Raw genomic sequence first — 17863 nt, forward strand, 5'->3', positions numbered from 1 at the left:
GCAGCGGCGTGGATTCTTTGGAAGAGAAGTAGCCGCGGCCCGCGCACCGGGAGGTGCATGAAGTTGTGGTGTCCAGAGATCGAGATCGGCGGAACCGACGTAGGTGCTCTAACCCCTGAGCTACACCGGCGCGTTGTGCCGGCGGCGGGACTCGAACCCGCGACCGCCCCATTATCAGTGGAAGTAGGTCCTGCCTTCGCACCTGGACGTGCACCACTTTAGGAGGGCCGCCGCGAGTCCGGCGAGCGATTTAATTCCCGGGGAGAACGGCGGGAGTTCAGCCGCGCTTCTGCCGCTTCCAGGGGCCCGTGATGGCGAGCATGATGCCCGGTTCCTGGATGTTGGCGAAGAGGGTGCGGCCGTCGGGCGAGAAGGTGACACCGGTGAACTCGCTGTACTCCGGGGCCTCGGCGGTGCCGAGGTTGAGCTCGTTGCGGGCGATCGGGTACGTACGGCCGCTCTCGGTGGCGCCGAAGAGGTGCTGGACGCCTTCGCCGTCCTCGGCGATGACGAGGCCGCCGTACGGGGAGACGGTGATGTTGTCCGGTCCGTCGAAGGCGCCGTCCGCGGAAGGGTCGGGGTTCACGCCGATGAGGACCTTCAGCGTCAGGGTGCGGCGCCCCGGGTCGTAGAACCAGACCGCTCCGTCGTGGGCCTGGCCGGGGCTCTCGGCGCGGGCGTAGGAGGAGACGATGTAGGCGCCGCCGTCGCCCCACCACATGCCTTCGAGCTTGCGGGCGCGGGTGACCTGGCCGTCGGTGAACTGCTTGCGGACGGAGACGCCCGTGGCGTCGCGGTCGGGGACGTCGACCCAGTCCACGCCGTACACCGTGCCGATCCTGGTGGCGCGGGAGAGGTCGTCGACGAACTTGCCGCCGGAGTCGAAGCACTTGAACGCCTGGAGCGCTCCGGCGTCGTCGGCCAAGGTGGCGAGCTGTCCGTGGCCGTGCTCGAAGCCCTGCGGAGGCGTCCAGCGGTACAGCAGGCCGTTGGGGCCCGAGGCGTCCTCGGTGAGGTAGAGCCGGCCCCGCTTGGGGTCGACGACGACGGCCTCGTGGGCGTAACGGCCCAGTGCCTTGAGGGGCTTGGGGTTCCGGTTGCGCCGCCGGTCCTGCGGGTCGACCTCGAACACGTAGCCGTGGTCCTTGGTCATGCCGTTCTGGCCGGCCTTGTCCTCGGTCTCCTCGCAGGTGAGCCAGGTGCCCCAAGGAGTGTTGCCGCCCGCGCAGTTGGTGGAGGTGCCGGCGATGCCGACCCACTCGGCGACGTGGTCGTGGCGTACCTCGACGACGGTGCAGCCGCCGGACGCGGCCGGGTCGTAGACGAGTCCCTCGGTGAGCGGCACGGGGTGTGTCCAGCCGGAGCGGGGACCCTTGAGCTCGTGGTTGTTGACGAGGAGGGTGGCGCCGCGCGGACCCTGGAAGGTGGAGGTGCCGTCGTGGTTGGACGGCGTGAACTCACCCGAGTCCAGCTTGGTGCGGCCGCTGTAGGTGATGACACGGTAGGAGAAGCCGGCGGGCAGCGAGAGGAGGCCCTTGGGATCGGTGACGAGCGGGCCGTAGCCTACGCCGCCGTGGCGGGTCTCCGCCGAGCCCTCACCCGTGCCCTCGGTCTCCGTCTCCGTGGCGGCGAGCGCGTTGGGCGCGGTGGCGAGGGCGCCCACGCTGCCGATCAGGACCACGCCTGCGCCGGTGATCGCGGACTGCCGGGCGAAGTCCCTGCGAGAGAGCGACATGTGATGTCTCCTGTGACGGTGGACTCGGACTGTCGTGGGGGGTGGCCGGACCTCGGTTCGCGGCCACACCGTCCCGTCCCCGTCTGAACACGGGTTGAACGCGCGCCGACTTCCGAGGTCCCGCTTGCGTGAATCCACCCGACCGGCGCAGGGGAACGGACCGCTCCGCGGAACAGCCCACCCGCTCCCGGCCGGGCCTCTGGCCCCGGCCCGGGCACTGACACCCGGCACCCGGGCCGGGTCCGTCACAGAACAGGCACCCCGCACCCCGGGGCACAGCACCCGGGTCGCGGGTGCCACAGCATCGGGCCCCTGGGCCCCGGGCAGAGCACAGCCACCCGGCATCCCGCCCCGGGGCACCTCACCGGGCCGGGGGGGGTCACGCTCCCTGTTGCGACCGGGCCTTGAACGCCGCCTTGCGGGCCTCCTTGGCGACCTTCTTGTCGGGGTGCAGACGGCCCATGGCCTCCAGGACGTCCGGGGCGGCGGGGTGCTCGACCCGCCAGGCCGTGTCGAAGAAGCCGCCGTGCTGCCGGGCCAGGCCCTCGACCAGGGCCTGCAGTTCGTCGGAGTTCCCCTCGGCGGCGAGCTGCGCCGCCACCGTGTCGATGGTCAGCCAGAAGACCATCGCCTCGGAGGGCGGGGGCACGTCGGCCGCGCCGCGCTCGGAGAGCCAGACCCGGGCGAGACCGCCCAGCTCGGCGTCGTCGAGCACCTCGCGCAGCGCGGGCTCGGCCTCCGCCCCGACGAGCGCGAGCGCCTGCTGGCAGTGCAGGCGGCGCAGCGGGCCGCCCGGGTCCGCTCCGCGCGCGGCGGAGAGCAACTCCTGTGCGGCGGAGAGCGGTTCACGCCGGGCGAGCCACTGCTCGATCTCGGCCTGCGCGGCGGTCGGCGGGAAGCCTGCCGTGCCGTCCAGCAGCGTGTCCGCGCCCTTGTCGGTCAGCTCGCCCACCGCGGGGGCGGAGAAACCCGCCTCGATCAGCCGGGCGCGCAGCCCGTACAGACCGAGCGGTGTCAGACGCACCACCCCGTACCGCGACACGTCCATGTCGTCGGCCGGGGCCGGCTCCTCGGCGGTGTCCGCCATCAGGGCTTCGTCGACGGGCTGGAAGTCGACGAGTCCGACGGGCTCCAGCAGCCGGAACTGGTCGTCGAGCCGCATCATGGCGTCCGAGACCTGTTCCAGGACGTCGTTGGTGGGCTCTCCCATGTCGTCGGGCAGGATCATCGAGGCGGCGAGGGCGGGCAGCGGCACCGACACCCCGCCGAGCGCGTCCTCGCCGACGGTCAGCAGATAGAGGTTGCCGAGCACCCCGTCGAGGAACTCGGACTCCGCCTCCGGGTCCCAGTCCAGCGAGGAGAGGTCGATCTCTCCCCCCTCGTCCATGGCGTCGACGAGATCCCCGAGGTCGGGCACGCTCGCGTCGGCCAGGACGGCGTCGAGCGCGCCGAGCCAGATACCGAGGACGTCCTGCGGGGCCCCGGAGGTGAGCAGGGCGAGGTCCTCGCCCGCGGAGACGGTGCCCTCCTCCTCGTCCACGATCTCGACGAGCCCGGTGTCGACGGCCACCCGCCAGGCCTCGGAGGCGAGGGCGGCGGCGTCGTCGCCGGACAGTCCGAGCACGCCGGCCGCTTCGGGAAGCTGTTCCTCGTCGAGTTCGCCCCCGGCACCGACACGGGTGGCGGGGCCTGCCCAGCGGGCCAGCCGTGCGGCGCGGGAGAGCAGCGGCACGGCGAGAGCGTCCCGCGCCAGCCGAGCCTCGGAGTGCAGCCGCACGGGCGGCAGGGAAGAGCTGTCTGACATCGGCTGGGTTCTCCTCCGAACGACCACGACGGGCAGGGCGGGCGGGCAGGCAGGCAGGTGCCAACTGCTCAGCCTAGACGGATTTCCACCCATGCCGCCCGGTTCATGTATCCGACAGGTCTCGTACACCGTCGAAACCTTGACAACTCCCCCCGTCACACACGAGATTGACGCGCGTAGAAGTTCAACGGCCGTACAGCCGAGCCCTTCTACGCGCGTCACTGGCCCGCAAGCAGTTCGCGCTCCCCCCACCAGTCCACCCTCGTCCCGACGCTCATGAACGTCCCCGGAGGGATTCCCTTGCCGAGCAAGAGAACCGCGCGCATCGGCGCGCTGACCGTCGCCGCGGTCTGTTCCACCGTCTCCGCCGTCGTGCTCACCACACCGGCCCGGGCGGACACCGTCCACATCCACGACATCCAGGGCACCACCCGGACCTCCCCCCTCGCGGGCACGAAGGTCACCGACGTGCCCGGCATCGTCACCGGTGTGCGGACGTACGGTTCGTCCAAGGGCTTCTGGTTCCAGGACCCCACCCCGGACGCCGACCCCGCCACCAGTGAGGGCGTCTTCGTCTTCACCAGCTCCGCCCCCAAGGTCGCCGTCGGCGACTCGGTCACGGTGACGGGCACGGTCTCGGAGTACGTCCCGGGCGGCGTCTCCACCGGCAACCAGTCGGTCACCGAGGTCACCAAGCCGACGGTCACCGTCGTCTCCAGCGGCAACCCCGTCCCGGCCGCGACGGTCGTCGACGCCAAGTCCGTGCCGGACGACTACGCCCCGGCCGGCGACACCGCCGCGGGCGGTTCGGTCAACGCCCTCACCCTGGAGCCGGCGAAGTACGCCCTGGACCACTACGAGTCCCTCGAGGGCATGAACGTCCAGGTCGCCGACACCCGCGTGGTCACCGCCACCGACCCCTACAGCGAGCTGTGGGTCACGGTGAAGCCGCACGAGCACGCCACGCGCCGCGGCGGCACGGTGTACGGCTCGTACACCTCGCAGAACACGGGACGCATACAGGTCCAGTCCCTCGGCGCGACCGCCGACTTCCCGGCCGCGAACGTCGGCGACAAGCTCACCGGCACCACGGCGGGTCCGCTCGACTACAACCAGTTCGGCGGCTACACCCTGGTCGCCAACCAGCTGGGCACCCTTCAGAAGGGCGGCCTGGAGCGCGAGACCACGCGCAAGCAGGCGCGCGGCGAGCTGGCGGTGGCGACGTACAACGTCGAGAACCTGGACCCGGGCGACGGCACGTTCGCCGCGCACGCGTCCGCGATCGTGAACAACCTGAACTCGCCCGACATCGTGTCCCTGGAGGAGATCCAGGACAACAACGGCGCGACGGACGACGGCACGGTCGCCGCCGACCAGACGGTGAACAAGCTGATCGACGCGATCGTCGCGGCGGGCGGCCCGAAGTACGACTGGCGCTCCATCGACCCGGTCAACGACCAGGACGGCGGCGAGCCCGGCGGCAACATCCGCCAGGTCTTCCTCTTCAACCCCGAGCGGGTCTCGTTCACCGACCGCGCGGGCGGCGACTCGACGACCGCCGTCGGTGTCACGAAGGTGCACGGCAAGGCGCAGCTCACCGCGTCCCCGGGCCGCATCGACCCGGCGAACGAGGCCTGGAAGAGCAGCCGCAAGCCGCTCGCGAGCGAGTTCGTCTTCCGCGGCCGGACGGTCTTCGTGATCGCCAACCACCTCAACTCCAAGGGCGGTGACCAGGGGCTGACCGCGCAGTACCAGCCGCCGACGCGCAGCTCCGAGGTGCAGCGGCACGCCCAGGCGACCGTGGTGAACGCCTTCGTCGATGAGATCCTGAAGACGCAGAAGAACGCCGACGTCATCGCACTCGGCGACATGAACGACTTCGAGTTCTCCGAGACCGCCAAGATCCTGGAGGGCGACGGCGAACTCTGGTCGGCGATCAAGTCGCTGCCGAAGAGCCAGCGTTACACGTACGACTACCAGGGCAACGCCCAGGTCCTCGACCAGATCCTGGTCAGCCCCTCGATCCGCAAGGGCTGCGACCTGGAGTACGACAGCGTGCACATCAACTCGGAGTTCTCCGACCAGATCAGCGACCACGACCCGCAGGTGCTGCGGTTCCGTCCGTAGTCCCACGCAGGCGAAGAGCCCGGCCCCTTCGTCCGGGGGGCCGGGCTCTTCGTCTGTCCGGAGCGTTCGCTCCCCGCCCGCGGGTCAGCCCGCGAAGACCTCGTCGAGCCAGCCCTTCCAGGCCGTCTCGTTGCCCTTGGCGTCGGCACCGGGGGCGAAGTCGTGGACGCTCATGCCCACCGGTGCGCCCCAGCGGCCGCGGCCGAAGAAGCGGATGAGCGCGCCGTCGGTGCGCAGCCCGATGAAGTACGGGTTGCGGTAGTCGAGTACGGCGTCGAAGCCCTCGCCACCGGGACCCTGCGCCCGCACCCGCGCGCCCTCGGCGGTGTCCTCCGCGAGACCGAGGGCCCGTCCGACGGCCGTGAAGGCGTCGGTGCCCGTGGAGGCGCCGGGCCCGTCGAAGGTCGCGAAGGCCACCGGGCGGCCCGCGAAGTGGGTCACGTACTCGCGCAGGGTGTGCAGATAGAAGTCGGTGTGCTTGTCGGCTCCGTCGTACTGGTTGTCCCAGTCGTCGGTGAAGATGCCGCTGTGCACATAGCGGACCCAGGAGCTGCGGCCGTCGTCGCGGGGCTCGATGGTGTGGTCGATCTGGTTGAGGCTCTGCGTCGGGAATCCGACGTCCTCGGTGCGCACGGTCAGCCGGTGCGGCGGGTCCCAGGTGGTGATGACGCTGCCGAAGGGTCCGGCACCGCCCTCGCGGGGCTCGAACTCCATGGGCCACAGCCAGCCGCCGCTGCCGCTGGTGATCGCGTCCCACACCTGACCGGGCGGAACGCCGACCTCGTACTCGCGGGCGACCTCGAATTCCTTGGGCATGATGATGACTCCTGGATGATCAGTGGGTGGCTTCGGGACCCACGGGGGCTTCCACGACTTCGGCCTGCGCGACACCCTCGGCCTGCACCGGGGCTTCGGTCCCTACGACGACTTCGGTCTGCGCGGCGGATCCGGATCCCGCCGCGGATCCGGTCCGCGTCACGGCCTCGGGTCCGGCCGCGGCCTCGGGTCTGACCGCGGGGTGCACGGCGACGACGATCCGGTGCGGGCGCCCGGCCTCCGCGTCCCCGTCGTGGTACTTGCGGATGAGCGCGCTCACCCCGGCCGTCAGCTCCTCGATGAACGCGGCCCGGTCGGCCGCCGACGCGAAGGTCACCTCACCGTCGAGCGCGTACGTCGCCAGCCGCTTGCGGGCCTTCGCGGCTCCGGTGACGAGGGAGCCGACGTCCCGGACGAGCCGGGCGCCGAGCGCGAGGAGCCAGCGGGCGGACAGTTGGTCCCGGAAGCGGTCCGGATCGGGCTGCACGGCGGCCAGCGCCTGCGGCGAGATGACGTACGACGCCGCGGTCGCGCGCATCAACCGCTCGGTGACATTCCCCTTGCGGCGCTCGCCCGCCAGCTCGACCAGGCCGTGCCGCTCCAGCGTCTTGAGGTGATAGTTCACCTTCTGCCGGGGGAGGCCGACCTTGCCGGCCAGCATGGCGGCCGACGCGGGTCCGGCGGCCAGCTCGGCGAGCAGCCGGGCCCGTACGGGGTCCAGCGACACGGCGGCGGCCTCGGCGTCCTCGATCACGGTCACGTCCAACATGACTCCACCCTCCCACCGAAAACTTTTTTTGTCCAGACGATTCGAATCGTCGGTGGGTCGCGCGTCCGGGACTCCCGGGTGGCCCGCGCGCCACGAGGGCGGGCGCTCCGGACGCTCCCGGCGGGCTTCGGCGGAGCGGCGCGGGAGAAGGCGGAAACGAGTGTCGCGCCGGTGCCCGCGGAGGCGGCCGGGACACCCTGGGCGGATACGAGCTGCGGGCCCGAGGCTCGGGCCGAGGTGCGGACCCGGGCTCGGGCCGAGGTGCGGACCCGGGTTCAGGCCGAGGCGGCCGGACCGGGGCGGCCCCCGGACCGGCCCGCGCTATTCCTGCGTTCCCCGGTCGTGCAGCCGGGCCAACTGGCTCTGGAACCAGTCGAGTCGGGCTTGGAGCAGTGCGGCCTCCGCGGCCAGCTCCGACACCCCGAGGCCGGCCGGGGCGGCCACGGAACCACCGGCGGCCCGGACCCGCAGGCCCTCACCGGCCAGCCGCGCGAAGGAGGCGAGCGAGAGCGACGTACGGCCGCGCACGCATCCCGCACAGGCGGCCGTCAGGGCGCGCCAGCCCGGACGGCCCCAGCCGGCGTCGGCCAGCGCCGCGGCCACGGCGCCGCAGTCGCACGGGCCGACGGTGGCACCGCGCACCCGCTGGCGGGCGTAGCGGAACCCCCGCTCGAAGCGGATGTACGCGCCGAGGACGGAGACTTCGAGGAGGACGGCGGCGCGGTGTTCGGCGGTGCACAGCATCGCCTCGGCGACGGCGGACTCGTGCACACAGTGGAAGCCGCAGTCGCAGCGGCGGTGCGGCGCGCGATGCCGCCGTCCGTAGACACAGCGCGCCTCGTCCAGCACTCCGTACGGCAGCGCTCCGCCCAGCGACACTCCGGTGAACCCGGCCCGGGTGCCGTCCCGGGACAGCACCGGGTGGGCGATCTTGTATCCGGTCGGCGGCTCCGTCGGGCGTTCCTCGGGGAGCCGCAGCCTCATCGTCCGGCCGGAACCCCGTCGGGCACGGACGTCTCCGACTCCTCGACGTTCCCGGGGAGTTCGAGCGCATCCTCGGGTGCCGTGGTCTCTTCCCGCGCGACTTCCTCCGCGACTCCGGTGGCGAGTGCCTTGCCGAGCCTCATGACGCCTCCCATGACCTGCGGTCGGTGACCTTCCGATCCATGGTGGCCCATGAAGGGCCGAAAGGGACATGGGGCCTCGGGCCGGGGACCCGGCAGAACATCTCAGCAGCGCTAATCGATATCCCGTAGAAGATTTAAGTGGAGCTGTACGGTCATCGCGCCGAAACTGCTCGTATGACGAACTCCGACCGGTCTCCGGCACCCTTCGGCCGGGCGCTCTGCGCGATGATCACACCGTTCACCGAGGCGGGCGCACTCGACCTCGACGGCGCCCGGCGCCTGGCCGACCGCCTGGTGCGCGAGGGCTGCGACGGCCTGGTGCTGAACGGCACCACGGGCGAATCGCCGACCACCTCGGACGCCGAGAAGTCCGCGCTGGTCCGTGCGGTCCGCGAAGCGGTCGGCGACCGGGCCCGCCTGGTCACGGGCGTCGGCTCGTCCGACACCCGGCACACGGTCGGCCTCGCCCTGGCGGCCGGTGAGGCGGGCGCGGACGGCGTGCTCGTCGTCACCCCGTACTACTCGAAGCCGCCGCAGGACGCGCTGGAGGCGCACTTCACCGAGGTCGCCGACGCGAGCGCGCTGCCGGTCATGCTCTATGACATCCCCGGCCGCACCGGCACCCGCATCGAGCCCGGCACGATGGTCCGGCTCGCCGCGCACCCCCGGATCGTGGCCGTGAAGGACTGCTCCTACGACTTCCTCGGCACCCAGAAGGTGCTCGCGCTGACGGATCTGGCGTACTACGCGGGCTGCGACGAGCACGCGCTCGCCCTGTACGCGGTGGGGGCCGCCGGGTACGTCAGCACGGTGGCGAACGTCGTGCCGGGACTGATGCGGTCCGTGCTCGACACGTTCGACGCCGGCGACACGGCAGGGGCGACCCGGCTGATGCGGCGGGCCGTGCCGCTGATCGAGGCGATGATGGCGGCGGACCTGCCCGGCACGGTCACCGCGAAGGCACTGCTGGCCGCGCTCGGGCTGCCGGCGGGCCCGGTCCGGGCACCGCTGCGGCCCGCCGGCCGGGAGACGGCCGACGGGCTGCGGGCGGTACTGGCGCAGGTCACGGACGAGCTCGCGCCGGTCTAGGGCCTGTCTGACAATTCCCGTCCGCCCGGCCCCAGAACCCGCGGGGCAGCGGCTCAGCGCCGGGCGAAGACGGGCTCCCAGCGTCCCTCGCTGACGTCGCTGCCATGGAGGAAGCCGCTGAGCGGCACCTCCTTGTCGCTGCCGATCGTGACCAGCACCAGCCGCGGATGGAACTCGTTCTTGTCCGCCTTGCCGAGGTCCCAGGCGATGAGGGACTTCTCGTTCACCCAGGCGAGCAGTTGCTGGCCGTGGATCTCGGCCATGTGCTTGCCGGTGCGCGGGTCGAGGAGCCACGAGGAGGTGTGCCACTTCTCGCCCGCGAAATCCCCGGCGAGCTTGGAGCCGTCGGGCGACAGGCCGGCGTCGACGAACCAGTCGCGGTACTGCTCCCCGTCGGACACGCTCACCTTGTGTCCGGAGGCGTCGTAGAAACGCATGTACGGCTTGCTCGGCTGCCCGCCCCAGACGGTCTTCCCGTCGCGGCAGAAGTGGAAGTCCTGGCGGACGTTCAGCGAGTTGCCCATGATGTCCGGCTCGACCGTCACCGGGGCCCAGGAGCCCTTCCCCGACGCCACGTCGAAGATGTGGAACCCGGTGCGGACGGAGTCGTAGGGCTTGATGGGCTGATTCCCCTCCTCCTTGGTCCGGTGGTCGGGGTTCTTGTCGTACGTCGTCGCGAGGAGCTTCGTGCCGTCGGGCGAGAACTCGAGACCGCCCACCGGGTGGTCGACCGGGATCCACCGCTCCACCTTGCCGCTGGTGAGGTCGAGCAGCCCGATCCGGCGCACCGGCAGGTGCTGCTCCAGTACGGCGGCGGTCCGCAGGCCCGGGGCCACCGCGACCCACGACCATCGGGTGGTCTTCTCGTAGCGGCCGGACTTCGGGTTCAGCAGCGAGTAGGTGCGCACCCCGACGCCCTGGCGGGAGGTCTGCCAGTGGGTCTTCTCGGTGAAGTACGCGGCCATCACCGTGTTTCCCGCTCCGACCGTCCTGCGCGGCGGCGACTGCGCCGGCTGCGCGTCGATCCGGTCGTCGTGTTTCACCACGCCCGACGGCCGTACGTCGTGCCCGCCGGACTCCAGCCGCGGCACCCCGACGACGGCGGTGAGCACCGCGGCCACGGCCACGGCGGCGGACACGATGCGCCGGTTCCGGCTGCGTCTGCGCACGGTCAGCACCCGGTCGGCGAGGCCGGAGCCGGGCGGCGGCTGTTCGGCGGCCTGCTCGCGCAGCGCCTCACGCACCAGTTCCTCGACGTTCACGGCCGTACCTCCACGGGCGAGTAGTCACGGGACGCCGGCTGTCCGCCGACGGCCGGGGCGAGGGCGGCCAGTTCGGGCGCGAGGGTGCGCAGCCGGGCCAGGGAGCGGTGGGTGGTGGACCGCACGGTCCCCACGGAGCAGCCCAGCAGCCGGGCCACGTCGGCCTCCGGCAGGTCCTCGAAGTACCGCAGCACCAGGACGGTCCGCTGGCGCGCGGTGAGCCGGGACAGCGCCTCGCGCATCACCAGGCGCAGGTCGGCGGCGGCCGCCGTGTCGGTGCCCGGCGGTCCGTTCTCGGGTGGTTCGGCGACGCTGAACTCGCGTCGCCGCCACTTCAGCCGCCAGCGGCTGATCTGCTGGCGGTAGAGCACCTGCCGTACGTACGCCTCGGGTTCGTCGATGCGGTGCCAGCGGCCGGCGGCCTTGGCCAGGGCGCTCTGCAACAGGTCCTCCCCCGCGTGCCGGTCGCCGCCGCTGAGCAGCACGGCCGTCCTCAGCAGGGCGGCGGACCTACCGGCCACGAACTGTCTGAAGCTTTCGAGCCCTTCGGCATCCATCGTCACCTTCTCTTCCTCGGCAGGCCTCGTGTGTCCCACCCCTGTGCCCCTGATGACGCGCGCCGCCGCCCCCCGCTATGCCTCCCCGTGATGATCGAACCGCGAGAAATCCTCCCGCCCCCGGACCCGCTGTCCTCTACCGTGACCCGATGAGCCGCCCCCTGCTGTTCCTCGACGTCGACGGCCCGCTCAATCCGTACGCGGCCCAGAAGGAGCGCCGGCCCGCGGGGTACACCACGATCCGGGTGGCCCTGCACCCCGGCCGGCCGCTGCGCGTCTGGCTCCACCCCGGCCACGGCCGCGCTCTCCTCGACCTCGGCTACGACCTGTGCTGGGCCACCACCTGGATGGACGCCGCGAACCGCTGGATCGCCCCCGTGATCGGCCTGCCCGAACTCCCCTGGGTCGACTTCACCGGCGCCCTCTTCGACGAGCGCCCCGACGGTGTCCACTGGAAGACGGAACGCATCGTGGACTACGCCGGGGGCCGCCCGTTCGCCTGGGTGGACGACGAACAGGGCCCTCCCGACGACACGTTCGTGGCCGCCCGCCACCCGGCCCCCGCCCTCCTGCACCACGTCAACCCCCGTCTGGGCCTGCGCGAGAGCGACTTCGAGGCCCTGAGGGAGTTCGCGAAGAGCCTCGCGACGTAGAGATGCCCTCCCACGACAGCGGGAACTCCTGGTCGACGAGCCACGGTGCTGCCCGTGGTCGCCGGTGGAACCGGGCGATCAGGGGCAGTCCGACGCCAAGGCCTCCGGCCGGGTCCGTCACCGGTTCCCTTCGGCCGCTCGGAGCTCTTCCGCCAACCGGTCCCGATACCGACGGGAGAAGGTGACCGGTTCCTGCTCCGGCCCGAGCAGCGGCTCGAGGTCCCGCTCGTCGACCCGGTCGTCGGACCAGGTACGACCGCGTTCGGGACCGCTCACGACGAGCCACCGGCGGTAGGCGCAGCCCGCATGGCAGAGGACGACGGCGCCGACCGTCCGCTCGGGATTCCGCATCACCGGGTCCCACTTCTCGCCCCAGGCCTCGTACGCCTGGTCGAAGTCCTCGATCCCTTCGAAGTCCTCTTCCTCCGGGCGCTCCTCCAGGAGCGCGAGGACCCGCGCCGGGTCGGGCCCCTGGACAGGGAACGGCTCGGAGAGCCGGGCGAGGCCGAAGTGGAGCGAACTCCTCATGCGGTACTCACGCACGAGCGCCCTCCCGGGCCGGCCTCGGGCCGTGGAAGGGCGCTCAATGGTGACCGACGTCGACAGGCTCCGCCAGTTCGGCAGCAGGTCAACACGTCGACCGGTCAGGCGGCCGTACGTCACGGCCGCCCCTGATCAGTTGTGGCTGTGCAGGATCTCGTTCAGGCCGCCCCAGACCGCGTTGTTCGGGCGGGCCTCGACGGTTCCGGTGACCGAGTTGCGGCGGAAGAGGATGTTCGAAGCCCCGGACAGCTCGCGGGCCTTGACGATGTCGCCGTCGGGCATCGTCACGCGCGTACCCGCGGTGACGTACAGCCCGGCCTCGACCACACACTCGTCGCCGAGCGCGATGCCGACGCCCGCCTCGGCGCCGACGAGGCAGCGCTCGCCGATGGTGATACGGACGTTGCCGCCGCCCGAGAGCGTGCCCATGGTGGACGCGCCGCCGCCGATGTCCGAACCGTCGCCGACGACGACACCGGCGGAGATGCGGCCCTCGACCATGGAGGTGCCGAGCGTGCCCGCGTTGAAGTTCACGAAGCCCTCGTGCATGACGGTCGTGCCCTCGGCGAGGTGCGCGCCGAGGCGGACCCGGTCGGCGTCGGCGATGCGGACGCCCTTGGGAGCGACGTAGTCCGTCATGCGCGGGAACTTGTCGATGGAGGTCACCTGGAGGTGCAGGCCGGCGGCACGCGCGTTCAGCCGGACCTTCTCGACGTCGTCGACGGCGACCGGGCCGAGCGAGGTCCAGGCGACATTGGCGAGCAGCCCGAACAGACCGTCCAGGTTCTGGCCGTGCGGCTTGACCAGGCGGTGCGAGAGGAGGTGCAGGCGCAGGTACGCGTCGTGCGCGTCGAGCGGCTTGTCCTCCAGCGAGGCGATGACCGTACGGACCGCGACCACCTCGACGCCCCGGCGGGCGTCCGGGCCGATGGCCTGCGCGGCTCCCTCGCCGAGGAGTTCCACGGCCCGCTCGGCGGACAGCCGCTCGGTGCCGGCCGGACCGGGCTCGGCGGACAGTTCGGGGGCGGGGAACCAGGTGTCGAGAACGGTGCCGTCGGCGGTGAGGGTGGCGAGCCCGGCGGCGACGGCGCCGGTGGTACGAGAAGCAGTCGTGTCGGTCATGGATGCAACCTAACTTGACGGGGGCCGCGCGAGCGAACCGGTGCGCGGGGCGTCTCGGTGAGCGGGCGTCCGGTCGCGGCCCGAACCGCCCCCGGCCCTCCTGGCTTTCCCGCCCCGGCCCCTTCCCGGACCCCTCGGCTCACCACCCCGGCCCCTTCTCCGGACCCTTCGGCTCACCACCCCGGCCCCTTCTCCGGACCCTCGCCTCACCGCCCCGGGTCTTCCCCGGCTCCCTCGCCGCTCCCCAGGATCCGGGCCAGCACCTCCCGCGCGTACCCCTCGTCGTAGGTGGTGCCCGTCAGCAGTACCTGGAGACAGATGCCGTCCAGCAGCGCGACGAGCGCCCGTGCGGTGACCGGGTCCGTGCGGTGGGTCAGCGGGCCGACGAGGCTGTCGATCCACTCGGCGGCCACCGGGCGCAGCGCGGGTCTGCGCAGGGCGGCGAGGTAGAGCTCGTACTCCAGCTCCACGCCCGTACGGTCACCGGCCAGCCATTCGCCGATCAGTCCGGCGAGTTCGGCGGCCAGGTCCGCGTGGGTGTCCTCCAGGGTGCCGCGTGCGGCGAGCACCTTGGCGAAGCCCTCGTTCGCCTGGCGCAGGGCCGCGACCATGAGTTCGTCGAGGGTCTTGAAGTGGTACGTGGTGGAGCCGAGCGGCACGTCGGCCTCGGCCGCGACGGAGCGGTGGCTGAGCCCGGCGATGCCCTTGGCGCCCACGACACGGATCGCCGCGTCGATGATCCGCTGCCGCCGCTCGGGGTCGTACCGCCGCGCCGTCACGGCCGGCCGCCCGCCGCGCCGGGCCCGGACATCAGTGCGCCCCGCCCAGGTTCAGCAGGACGACCCCGCCGATGATCAGGACGATCCCGGCGGCCTTCGCGGCCGTGAGCCCCTCGCCGAGGAACAGCATGCCGATCACGGCGATGGCGGCGGTGCCGACGCCGGCCCAGATCGCGTAGGCCGTGCCGACGGAGACGGTCTTCAGGGTCTGCGCCAGCAGCGCGAAGGCGACGACGTATCCGAGGACGGTCGCCAAGGACGGCCACAGCCTGCTGAAGCCCTCCGTGTACTTCATCGCGGTGGTCGCCCCGACCTCGGCCGCGATGGCACCGGCGAGCAGCACGTATCCCATATGTACGACTGTACACATGGGGCACGCGGGATGTGTACAGGCGTACGCACCTCCCGTCCGCGGCCCGGCGCGTATGGATCGCGTATATGCCATGGGCACCACGAGCCCCAGCAGATATGGTTCGCGATCACAAGGGGGCCGGAGTCGAACAGACTCCCGACAACATCAACAACATATGGAGTGCGAGAGGCATGTCGGACAGTTCTGGGTGGGGACCGTCAGGGCCGTCGGGACCGTCGGGACCGTCAGGGCCGTACTGGGGTGCCCCGGGCGGCTGGGGCTGGATGCCGCCGCCACCGCCCAAGCCGGGTGTGATCCCCCTGGCCCCGCTCGGTGTGGACCACATCCTCGGCGGCGCCTTCGCCACGATGCGCCGCTACGCGAAGCCGCTGTTCGGGCTCACCTTCTTGGGCGTCGCGATCCTGGCGGGCCTGACCCTGGGTCTCGACTACCTCGCCTACCTCTCGGTGAAGACCCAGCTGGACCGCATCATCGCGGCGCCCCGGTCCGTCGACTGGACCGATCTGCGGACCGTCCTGATCGCGTTCGGCGCCGTGTGGGTCGTGGGCATGGTGGTCTCGCTGGTGGCGAGTTCCTTCGTCCAGGCCTCGTCCGCGGCGACCCTGCACGACGCCGTGCTCGGGCGCCGGGCGCAGGTCGGGGCCGTGTGGAAGCGCGCCTGGTCGCGCACCCCGTCCGTGCTCGGGGTGACGCTGCTGCTGGGCCTGGTCGTGGTGGTCCCGCTGGTTCTCCTCGTCGTGCTGTTCGGGCTGCTGCTGGCCGCGATCGCGAGCAAGGCTCCGCTCGTGGCGTTCAGCCTCTTCCCTCTGGTCATGCTGCTCGCGATACCGCTGGCGGTCTGGCTGTTCGTCCGGTTCAGCTTCGCCCCGGCCGCCGCCGTCCTGGAGGGGGCCTCTCCGGTGACGGCGATGCGCCGGTCGGCCCGACTGGTCCGCGGCGCGTGGTGGCGTACGTTCGGCATCCTGCTGCTGGGCGGCCTGATCACGCTCATCGTCTCCCTCGTGGTCAACGTGCCGTTCCAGTTGGCGATGCCCACCCCGCAGCCGTACGACCTCTCGTCGGCACAGGAACCCGTGAGCGTGACCGAGGTCTACGCCCAGATCCTGCCCTCCATGGGGCGCTCCCTGGTGCTCTCGACGATCGCGAGCCTCTTCGTCCAGCTCTTCTCCCTGGTGTTCATGCCGCTGGTCGGCAGTCTGCTGTACATCGACCAGCGCATCCGCAGGGAAGGTCTGGCGGACGTGCTGATGCGCGCGGCCGCCGTCACGGAGGCGCCCGGCGGACCCGGCACGCCCGAGGGGCCTGCCGCACCCGGTGGGCCGGAGGCGCCCGGCGGGCCGGGGACGCCGGGGTCAGTCGAGTAGCGACTTCTTCGGCCGCAGCACACAGAACTCGTTGCCCTCGAGGTCGGCGAGGACGGTCCAGGTGACGTCCTCGCCCTGCCCCACATCGGCCCGGCGCGCCCCGAGAGCGAGGATCCGCTCGACCTCGGCGTCCCGGTCGTCCGGCGTGAGATCGATGTGAAGACGGTTCTTGACGGTCTTGCGCTCGCCCACGGGCACGAAGCAGATTCCGGGCAGCGCGTGCGCGTCGGCTCCGATGACGATCTCGTCCTCCTCCTCGAACAGCACCTGCCAGTCGAGGACCTGGCACCAGAAGCGGGCGAGCGCCGGCAGGTCGTGGGCGTCGACGACCAGTTGGTAGAAGGAGACAGCCATGAACGGCAGTCTCCCGCGGCGACGAAGGCTCGGCCGGCAGGCGCACCGGTGCCCCCACCCCCGCAGGCACGCTCCCCGGCGACGAGGCCTCCGCCGACAGGCACGGTGCACACACCCGGGCCGGCCGCTCCCCGCGGGCGCTCTCGCCCGACCACCCGTCGGCCCTCACCCCTGATGAGCGCCGACCCGACCCAACTCCCCATCCTCTGTGGGCGATTGTCCGAAAAGAGCCGCACGTAAATACCTGCACGGCCGCGGGAAACGACTGCTCAGTAGTCACCATTTCCACTACTGTTTCACCAGCCGCACACCGGGTCTTCATGGCCACCCCGCTCCGTGTGCCGCACTCATCCTCCACCCCTCGCTTCGCCCTCTCACGCGCTCGCCCTCCCCCCGCTTAGGAACGCGCATGCCAGAAGTGACACCCGGATCCGGCCCCGACGGATCCACCCGCTCCAGGGAGATCGTGCCCTGGCGCCCCACCCCGCGCGGCGCGCCCTACCCGGTGTCGGCCGACCTCGTTCCCGTGTCCCCGGCGCCCTGGGAGGCGGTCGGAGCGGACGAGGGCAGGCTGCCGGGAACGCGGCGGCTCTGGCTGGCCGGCGGGCTCGCGGTGGCCGTCACCATCGCCACCATCGCCGTGATCTCCGTACAGACGACGTCTTCCGACGCTTCGTCACGTGGCGCGGGCAACAGGACCACGTCCGACACGGCGAATCCGTTCCTCCTCGGCGCCCCCGCAGCGCCCGCGGGTACGACCACGGCCCCGTCCGGCAAGAACGCCCTGTCCTCACCGGGGACTTCACGCTCGGCCTCACCTGATTCCGCGTCACGGGCCTCCGCGTCGCCGACGCCGTCGGGCAAGGGTTCCGGCGGCCGGACCGCACCCGGGAAGTCGGCGCCCACCGCGTCCGGCACCGCTTCCGCACCCCGGCCGGCCTCGGTGCTGAAGTCGGTCCGGTCGGTCAACTACCCCGACCGGTACTGGCACCTGAGTGACGGTCAGATCCGGCTCGACCAGGTGAGCCCGTCCAGTTCGGCCGCGACCCGGCGGGCCGCCAGTTTCAAGGTGGTCCCGGGACTGGCCAAGTCCTCCTGCTACTCCTTCGCCACCGGCGACGGCTCCTACCTGCGCCACCGCGACTTCGTCCTGCACGCCGACCGCAACGACGGCTCCGCCCTCTTCCGGGAGGACGCCACGTTCTGCCCGCGGGCGTCCTCCCACTCGGACGCGGTCAGGCTGGAGTCGGTCAACTACCCGGGCCGTTTCCTGCGCCACCGCAACTTCCAGCTCGTCCTCGGGCGTCACGAGCGCGACAGGCTCTACGGGGAGGACTCGGCGTTCCGCCTGGTGCGGGGCCTGGCCTGAACCCGGGGCCCGCCCGGGAA

Annotated in this window: 18 protein-coding genes; 5 read left to right on the plus strand and 13 right to left on the minus strand. The window is 71.7% G+C overall.

From position 1 onward, the window contains the following. Positions 1-277: 277 nt before the first annotated feature. Both ACH4S8_RS36085 and ACH4S8_RS36090 read right to left on the minus strand, forming a co-directional pair. The gene (locus tag ACH4S8_RS36085) at positions 278-1735 is read right to left on the minus strand and encodes an alkaline phosphatase PhoX (protein WP_398401820.1); all 1458 of its coding nucleotides are present in this window, start codon (positions 1733-1735) and stop codon (positions 278-280) included. Positions 1736-2114: 379 nt separating this feature from the next. Further along, positions 2115-3539 (minus strand): hypothetical protein, encoded by a 1425-nt coding sequence (locus tag ACH4S8_RS36090; RefSeq protein ID WP_398401822.1) that lies wholly within the window; start codon positions 3537-3539, stop codon positions 2115-2117. Between the two features lie 300 nt (positions 3540-3839). On the opposite strand from ACH4S8_RS36090, the gene ACH4S8_RS36095 reads away from it, so the two are divergent. Further along, positions 3840-5666, plus strand: a complete 1827-nt coding sequence (locus ACH4S8_RS36095) for an endonuclease/exonuclease/phosphatase family protein (RefSeq protein ID WP_398401824.1) — start codon at positions 3840-3842, stop codon at positions 5664-5666. 84 nt (positions 5667-5750) lie between these two features. On the opposite strand, the gene ACH4S8_RS36100 is transcribed toward ACH4S8_RS36095, so the two are convergent. The 4 genes from ACH4S8_RS36100 to ACH4S8_RS36115 form a co-directional block, all read right to left on the minus strand. Then, entirely contained in the window at positions 5751-6482 is a 732-nt protein-coding gene (locus tag ACH4S8_RS36100; protein WP_398401826.1) for an SRPBCC domain-containing protein, read from the minus strand. A gap of 19 nt (positions 6483-6501) precedes the next feature. Continuing rightward, a complete protein-coding gene (locus ACH4S8_RS36105) occupies positions 6502-7251 on the minus strand; it encodes an ArsR/SmtB family transcription factor (protein WP_398401828.1) in 750 nt (249 codons plus the stop codon). A gap of 321 nt (positions 7252-7572) precedes the next feature. Further along, positions 7573-8235 carry a hypothetical protein gene (locus ACH4S8_RS36110; RefSeq protein WP_398401830.1) on the minus strand — a complete coding sequence of 221 codons (663 nt, stop codon included), beginning with the start codon at positions 8233-8235 and terminating at the stop codon, positions 7573-7575. Then, complete coding sequence (locus tag ACH4S8_RS36115) at positions 8232-8378, minus strand: hypothetical protein (protein WP_398401832.1); 147 nt, start codon at positions 8376-8378, stop codon at positions 8232-8234. Before ACH4S8_RS36115 ends, ACH4S8_RS36110 begins: the two co-directional genes overlap by 4 nt. Before the next feature lie 174 nt (positions 8379-8552). Between ACH4S8_RS36115 and dapA the strand changes: the two genes are divergently transcribed. After that, on the plus strand, positions 8553-9467 hold the full coding sequence (gene dapA / locus ACH4S8_RS36120) for a 4-hydroxy-tetrahydrodipicolinate synthase (protein WP_398401834.1): 915 nt from the start codon (positions 8553-8555) through the stop codon (positions 9465-9467). Positions 9468-9520: 53 nt separating this feature from the next. Here the strand turns inward: dapA and ACH4S8_RS36125 are convergent, their stop codons facing one another. After that, complete coding sequence (locus ACH4S8_RS36125; RefSeq protein ID WP_398401836.1) at positions 9521-10729, minus strand: WD40 repeat domain-containing protein; 1209 nt, start codon at positions 10727-10729, stop codon at positions 9521-9523. Further along, positions 10726-11286 (minus strand): SigE family RNA polymerase sigma factor, encoded by a 561-nt coding sequence (locus tag ACH4S8_RS36130; RefSeq protein WP_398401907.1) that lies wholly within the window; start codon positions 11284-11286, stop codon positions 10726-10728. The genes ACH4S8_RS36125 and ACH4S8_RS36130 overlap by 4 nt, the downstream gene beginning before the upstream one ends. A 149-nt stretch (positions 11287-11435) precedes the next feature. On the opposite strand from ACH4S8_RS36130, the gene ACH4S8_RS36135 reads away from it, so the two are divergent. Further along, positions 11436-11939 carry a hypothetical protein gene (locus ACH4S8_RS36135; RefSeq protein WP_398401838.1) on the plus strand — a complete coding sequence of 168 codons (504 nt, stop codon included), beginning with the start codon at positions 11436-11438 and terminating at the stop codon, positions 11937-11939. Between the two features lie 117 nt (positions 11940-12056). Here ACH4S8_RS36135 and ACH4S8_RS36140 read toward each other — a convergent pair whose 3' ends face one another. The 4 genes from ACH4S8_RS36140 to ACH4S8_RS36155 form a co-directional block, all read right to left on the minus strand. Beyond that, positions 12057-12482 carry a hypothetical protein gene (locus ACH4S8_RS36140; RefSeq protein WP_398401840.1) on the minus strand — a complete coding sequence of 142 codons (426 nt, stop codon included), beginning with the start codon at positions 12480-12482 and terminating at the stop codon, positions 12057-12059. Between the two features lie 132 nt (positions 12483-12614). Next, entirely contained in the window at positions 12615-13604 is a 990-nt protein-coding gene (gene dapD / locus ACH4S8_RS36145; protein WP_398401842.1) for a 2,3,4,5-tetrahydropyridine-2,6-dicarboxylate N-succinyltransferase, read from the minus strand. Between the two features lie 206 nt (positions 13605-13810). Beyond that, positions 13811-14383: a TetR/AcrR family transcriptional regulator gene (locus ACH4S8_RS36150; protein WP_398401844.1), complete on the minus strand. Its 573-nt coding sequence runs from the start codon at positions 14381-14383 to the stop codon at positions 13811-13813. A gap of 31 nt (positions 14384-14414) precedes the next feature. Beyond that, positions 14415-14735: a DMT family transporter gene (locus ACH4S8_RS36155; protein WP_398401846.1), complete on the minus strand. Its 321-nt coding sequence runs from the start codon at positions 14733-14735 to the stop codon at positions 14415-14417. Positions 14736-15019: 284 nt separating this feature from the next. On the opposite strand from ACH4S8_RS36155, the gene ACH4S8_RS36160 reads away from it, so the two are divergent. Beyond that, positions 15020-16120: a hypothetical protein gene (locus ACH4S8_RS36160; RefSeq protein ID WP_398401848.1), complete on the plus strand. Its 1101-nt coding sequence runs from the start codon at positions 15020-15022 to the stop codon at positions 16118-16120. Here ACH4S8_RS36160 and ACH4S8_RS36165 read toward each other — a convergent pair. Beyond that, entirely contained in the window at positions 16109-16474 is a 366-nt protein-coding gene (locus ACH4S8_RS36165) for a VOC family protein (RefSeq protein ID WP_398401849.1), read from the minus strand. The two genes, ACH4S8_RS36160 and ACH4S8_RS36165, sit on opposite strands and share 12 nt — an antisense overlap. Positions 16475-16883: 409 nt before the next feature. Between ACH4S8_RS36165 and ACH4S8_RS36170 the strand changes: the two genes are divergently transcribed. Further along, on the plus strand, positions 16884-17843 hold the full coding sequence (locus tag ACH4S8_RS36170; RefSeq protein ID WP_398401851.1) for an AbfB domain-containing protein: 960 nt from the start codon (positions 16884-16886) through the stop codon (positions 17841-17843). The last annotated feature ends 20 nt before the right edge of the window (positions 17844-17863 follow it).

It is taken from the genome of Streptomyces sp. NPDC021080 (genome assembly GCF_044333225.1).
In the GTDB taxonomy this organism is placed as follows: Bacteria; Actinomycetota; Actinomycetes; order Streptomycetales; family Streptomycetaceae; genus Streptomyces.

What these genes read in the sequence shown, in the direction of transcription:
- ACH4S8_RS36170 (WP_398401851.1), top strand. Translation starts at nt 16,884, where the DNA reads ATGCCAGAAGTGACACCCGGATCCGGCCCCGACGGATCCACCCGCTCC.
- ACH4S8_RS36130 (WP_398401907.1), bottom strand. Translation starts at nt 11,286, where the DNA reads ATGGATGCCGAAGGGCTCGAAAGCTTCAGACAGTTCGTGGCCGGTAGG.
- dapD (WP_398401842.1), bottom strand. Translation starts at nt 13,604, where the DNA reads ATGACCGACACGACTGCTTCTCGTACCACCGGCGCCGTCGCCGCCGGG.
- ACH4S8_RS36135 (WP_398401838.1), top strand. Translation starts at nt 11,436, where the DNA reads ATGAGCCGCCCCCTGCTGTTCCTCGACGTCGACGGCCCGCTCAATCCG.
- ACH4S8_RS36115 (WP_398401832.1), bottom strand. Translation starts at nt 8,378, where the DNA reads ATGAGGCTCGGCAAGGCACTCGCCACCGGAGTCGCGGAGGAAGTCGCG.
- dapA (WP_398401834.1), top strand. Translation starts at nt 8,553, where the DNA reads ATGACGAACTCCGACCGGTCTCCGGCACCCTTCGGCCGGGCGCTCTGC.
- ACH4S8_RS36110 (WP_398401830.1), bottom strand. Translation starts at nt 8,235, where the DNA reads ATGAGGCTGCGGCTCCCCGAGGAACGCCCGACGGAGCCGCCGACCGGA.
- ACH4S8_RS36165 (WP_398401849.1), bottom strand. Translation starts at nt 16,474, where the DNA reads ATGGCTGTCTCCTTCTACCAACTGGTCGTCGACGCCCACGACCTGCCG.
- ACH4S8_RS36100 (WP_398401826.1), bottom strand. Translation starts at nt 6,482, where the DNA reads ATGCCCAAGGAATTCGAGGTCGCCCGCGAGTACGAGGTCGGCGTTCCG.
- ACH4S8_RS36085 (WP_398401820.1), bottom strand. Translation starts at nt 1,735, where the DNA reads ATGTCGCTCTCTCGCAGGGACTTCGCCCGGCAGTCCGCGATCACCGGC.
- ACH4S8_RS36105 (WP_398401828.1), bottom strand. Translation starts at nt 7,251, where the DNA reads ATGTTGGACGTGACCGTGATCGAGGACGCCGAGGCCGCCGCCGTGTCG.
- ACH4S8_RS36090 (WP_398401822.1), bottom strand. Translation starts at nt 3,539, where the DNA reads ATGTCAGACAGCTCTTCCCTGCCGCCCGTGCGGCTGCACTCCGAGGCT.
- ACH4S8_RS36160 (WP_398401848.1), top strand. Translation starts at nt 15,020, where the DNA reads ATGCCGCCGCCACCGCCCAAGCCGGGTGTGATCCCCCTGGCCCCGCTC.
- ACH4S8_RS36155 (WP_398401846.1), bottom strand. Translation starts at nt 14,735, where the DNA reads ATGGGATACGTGCTGCTCGCCGGTGCCATCGCGGCCGAGGTCGGGGCG.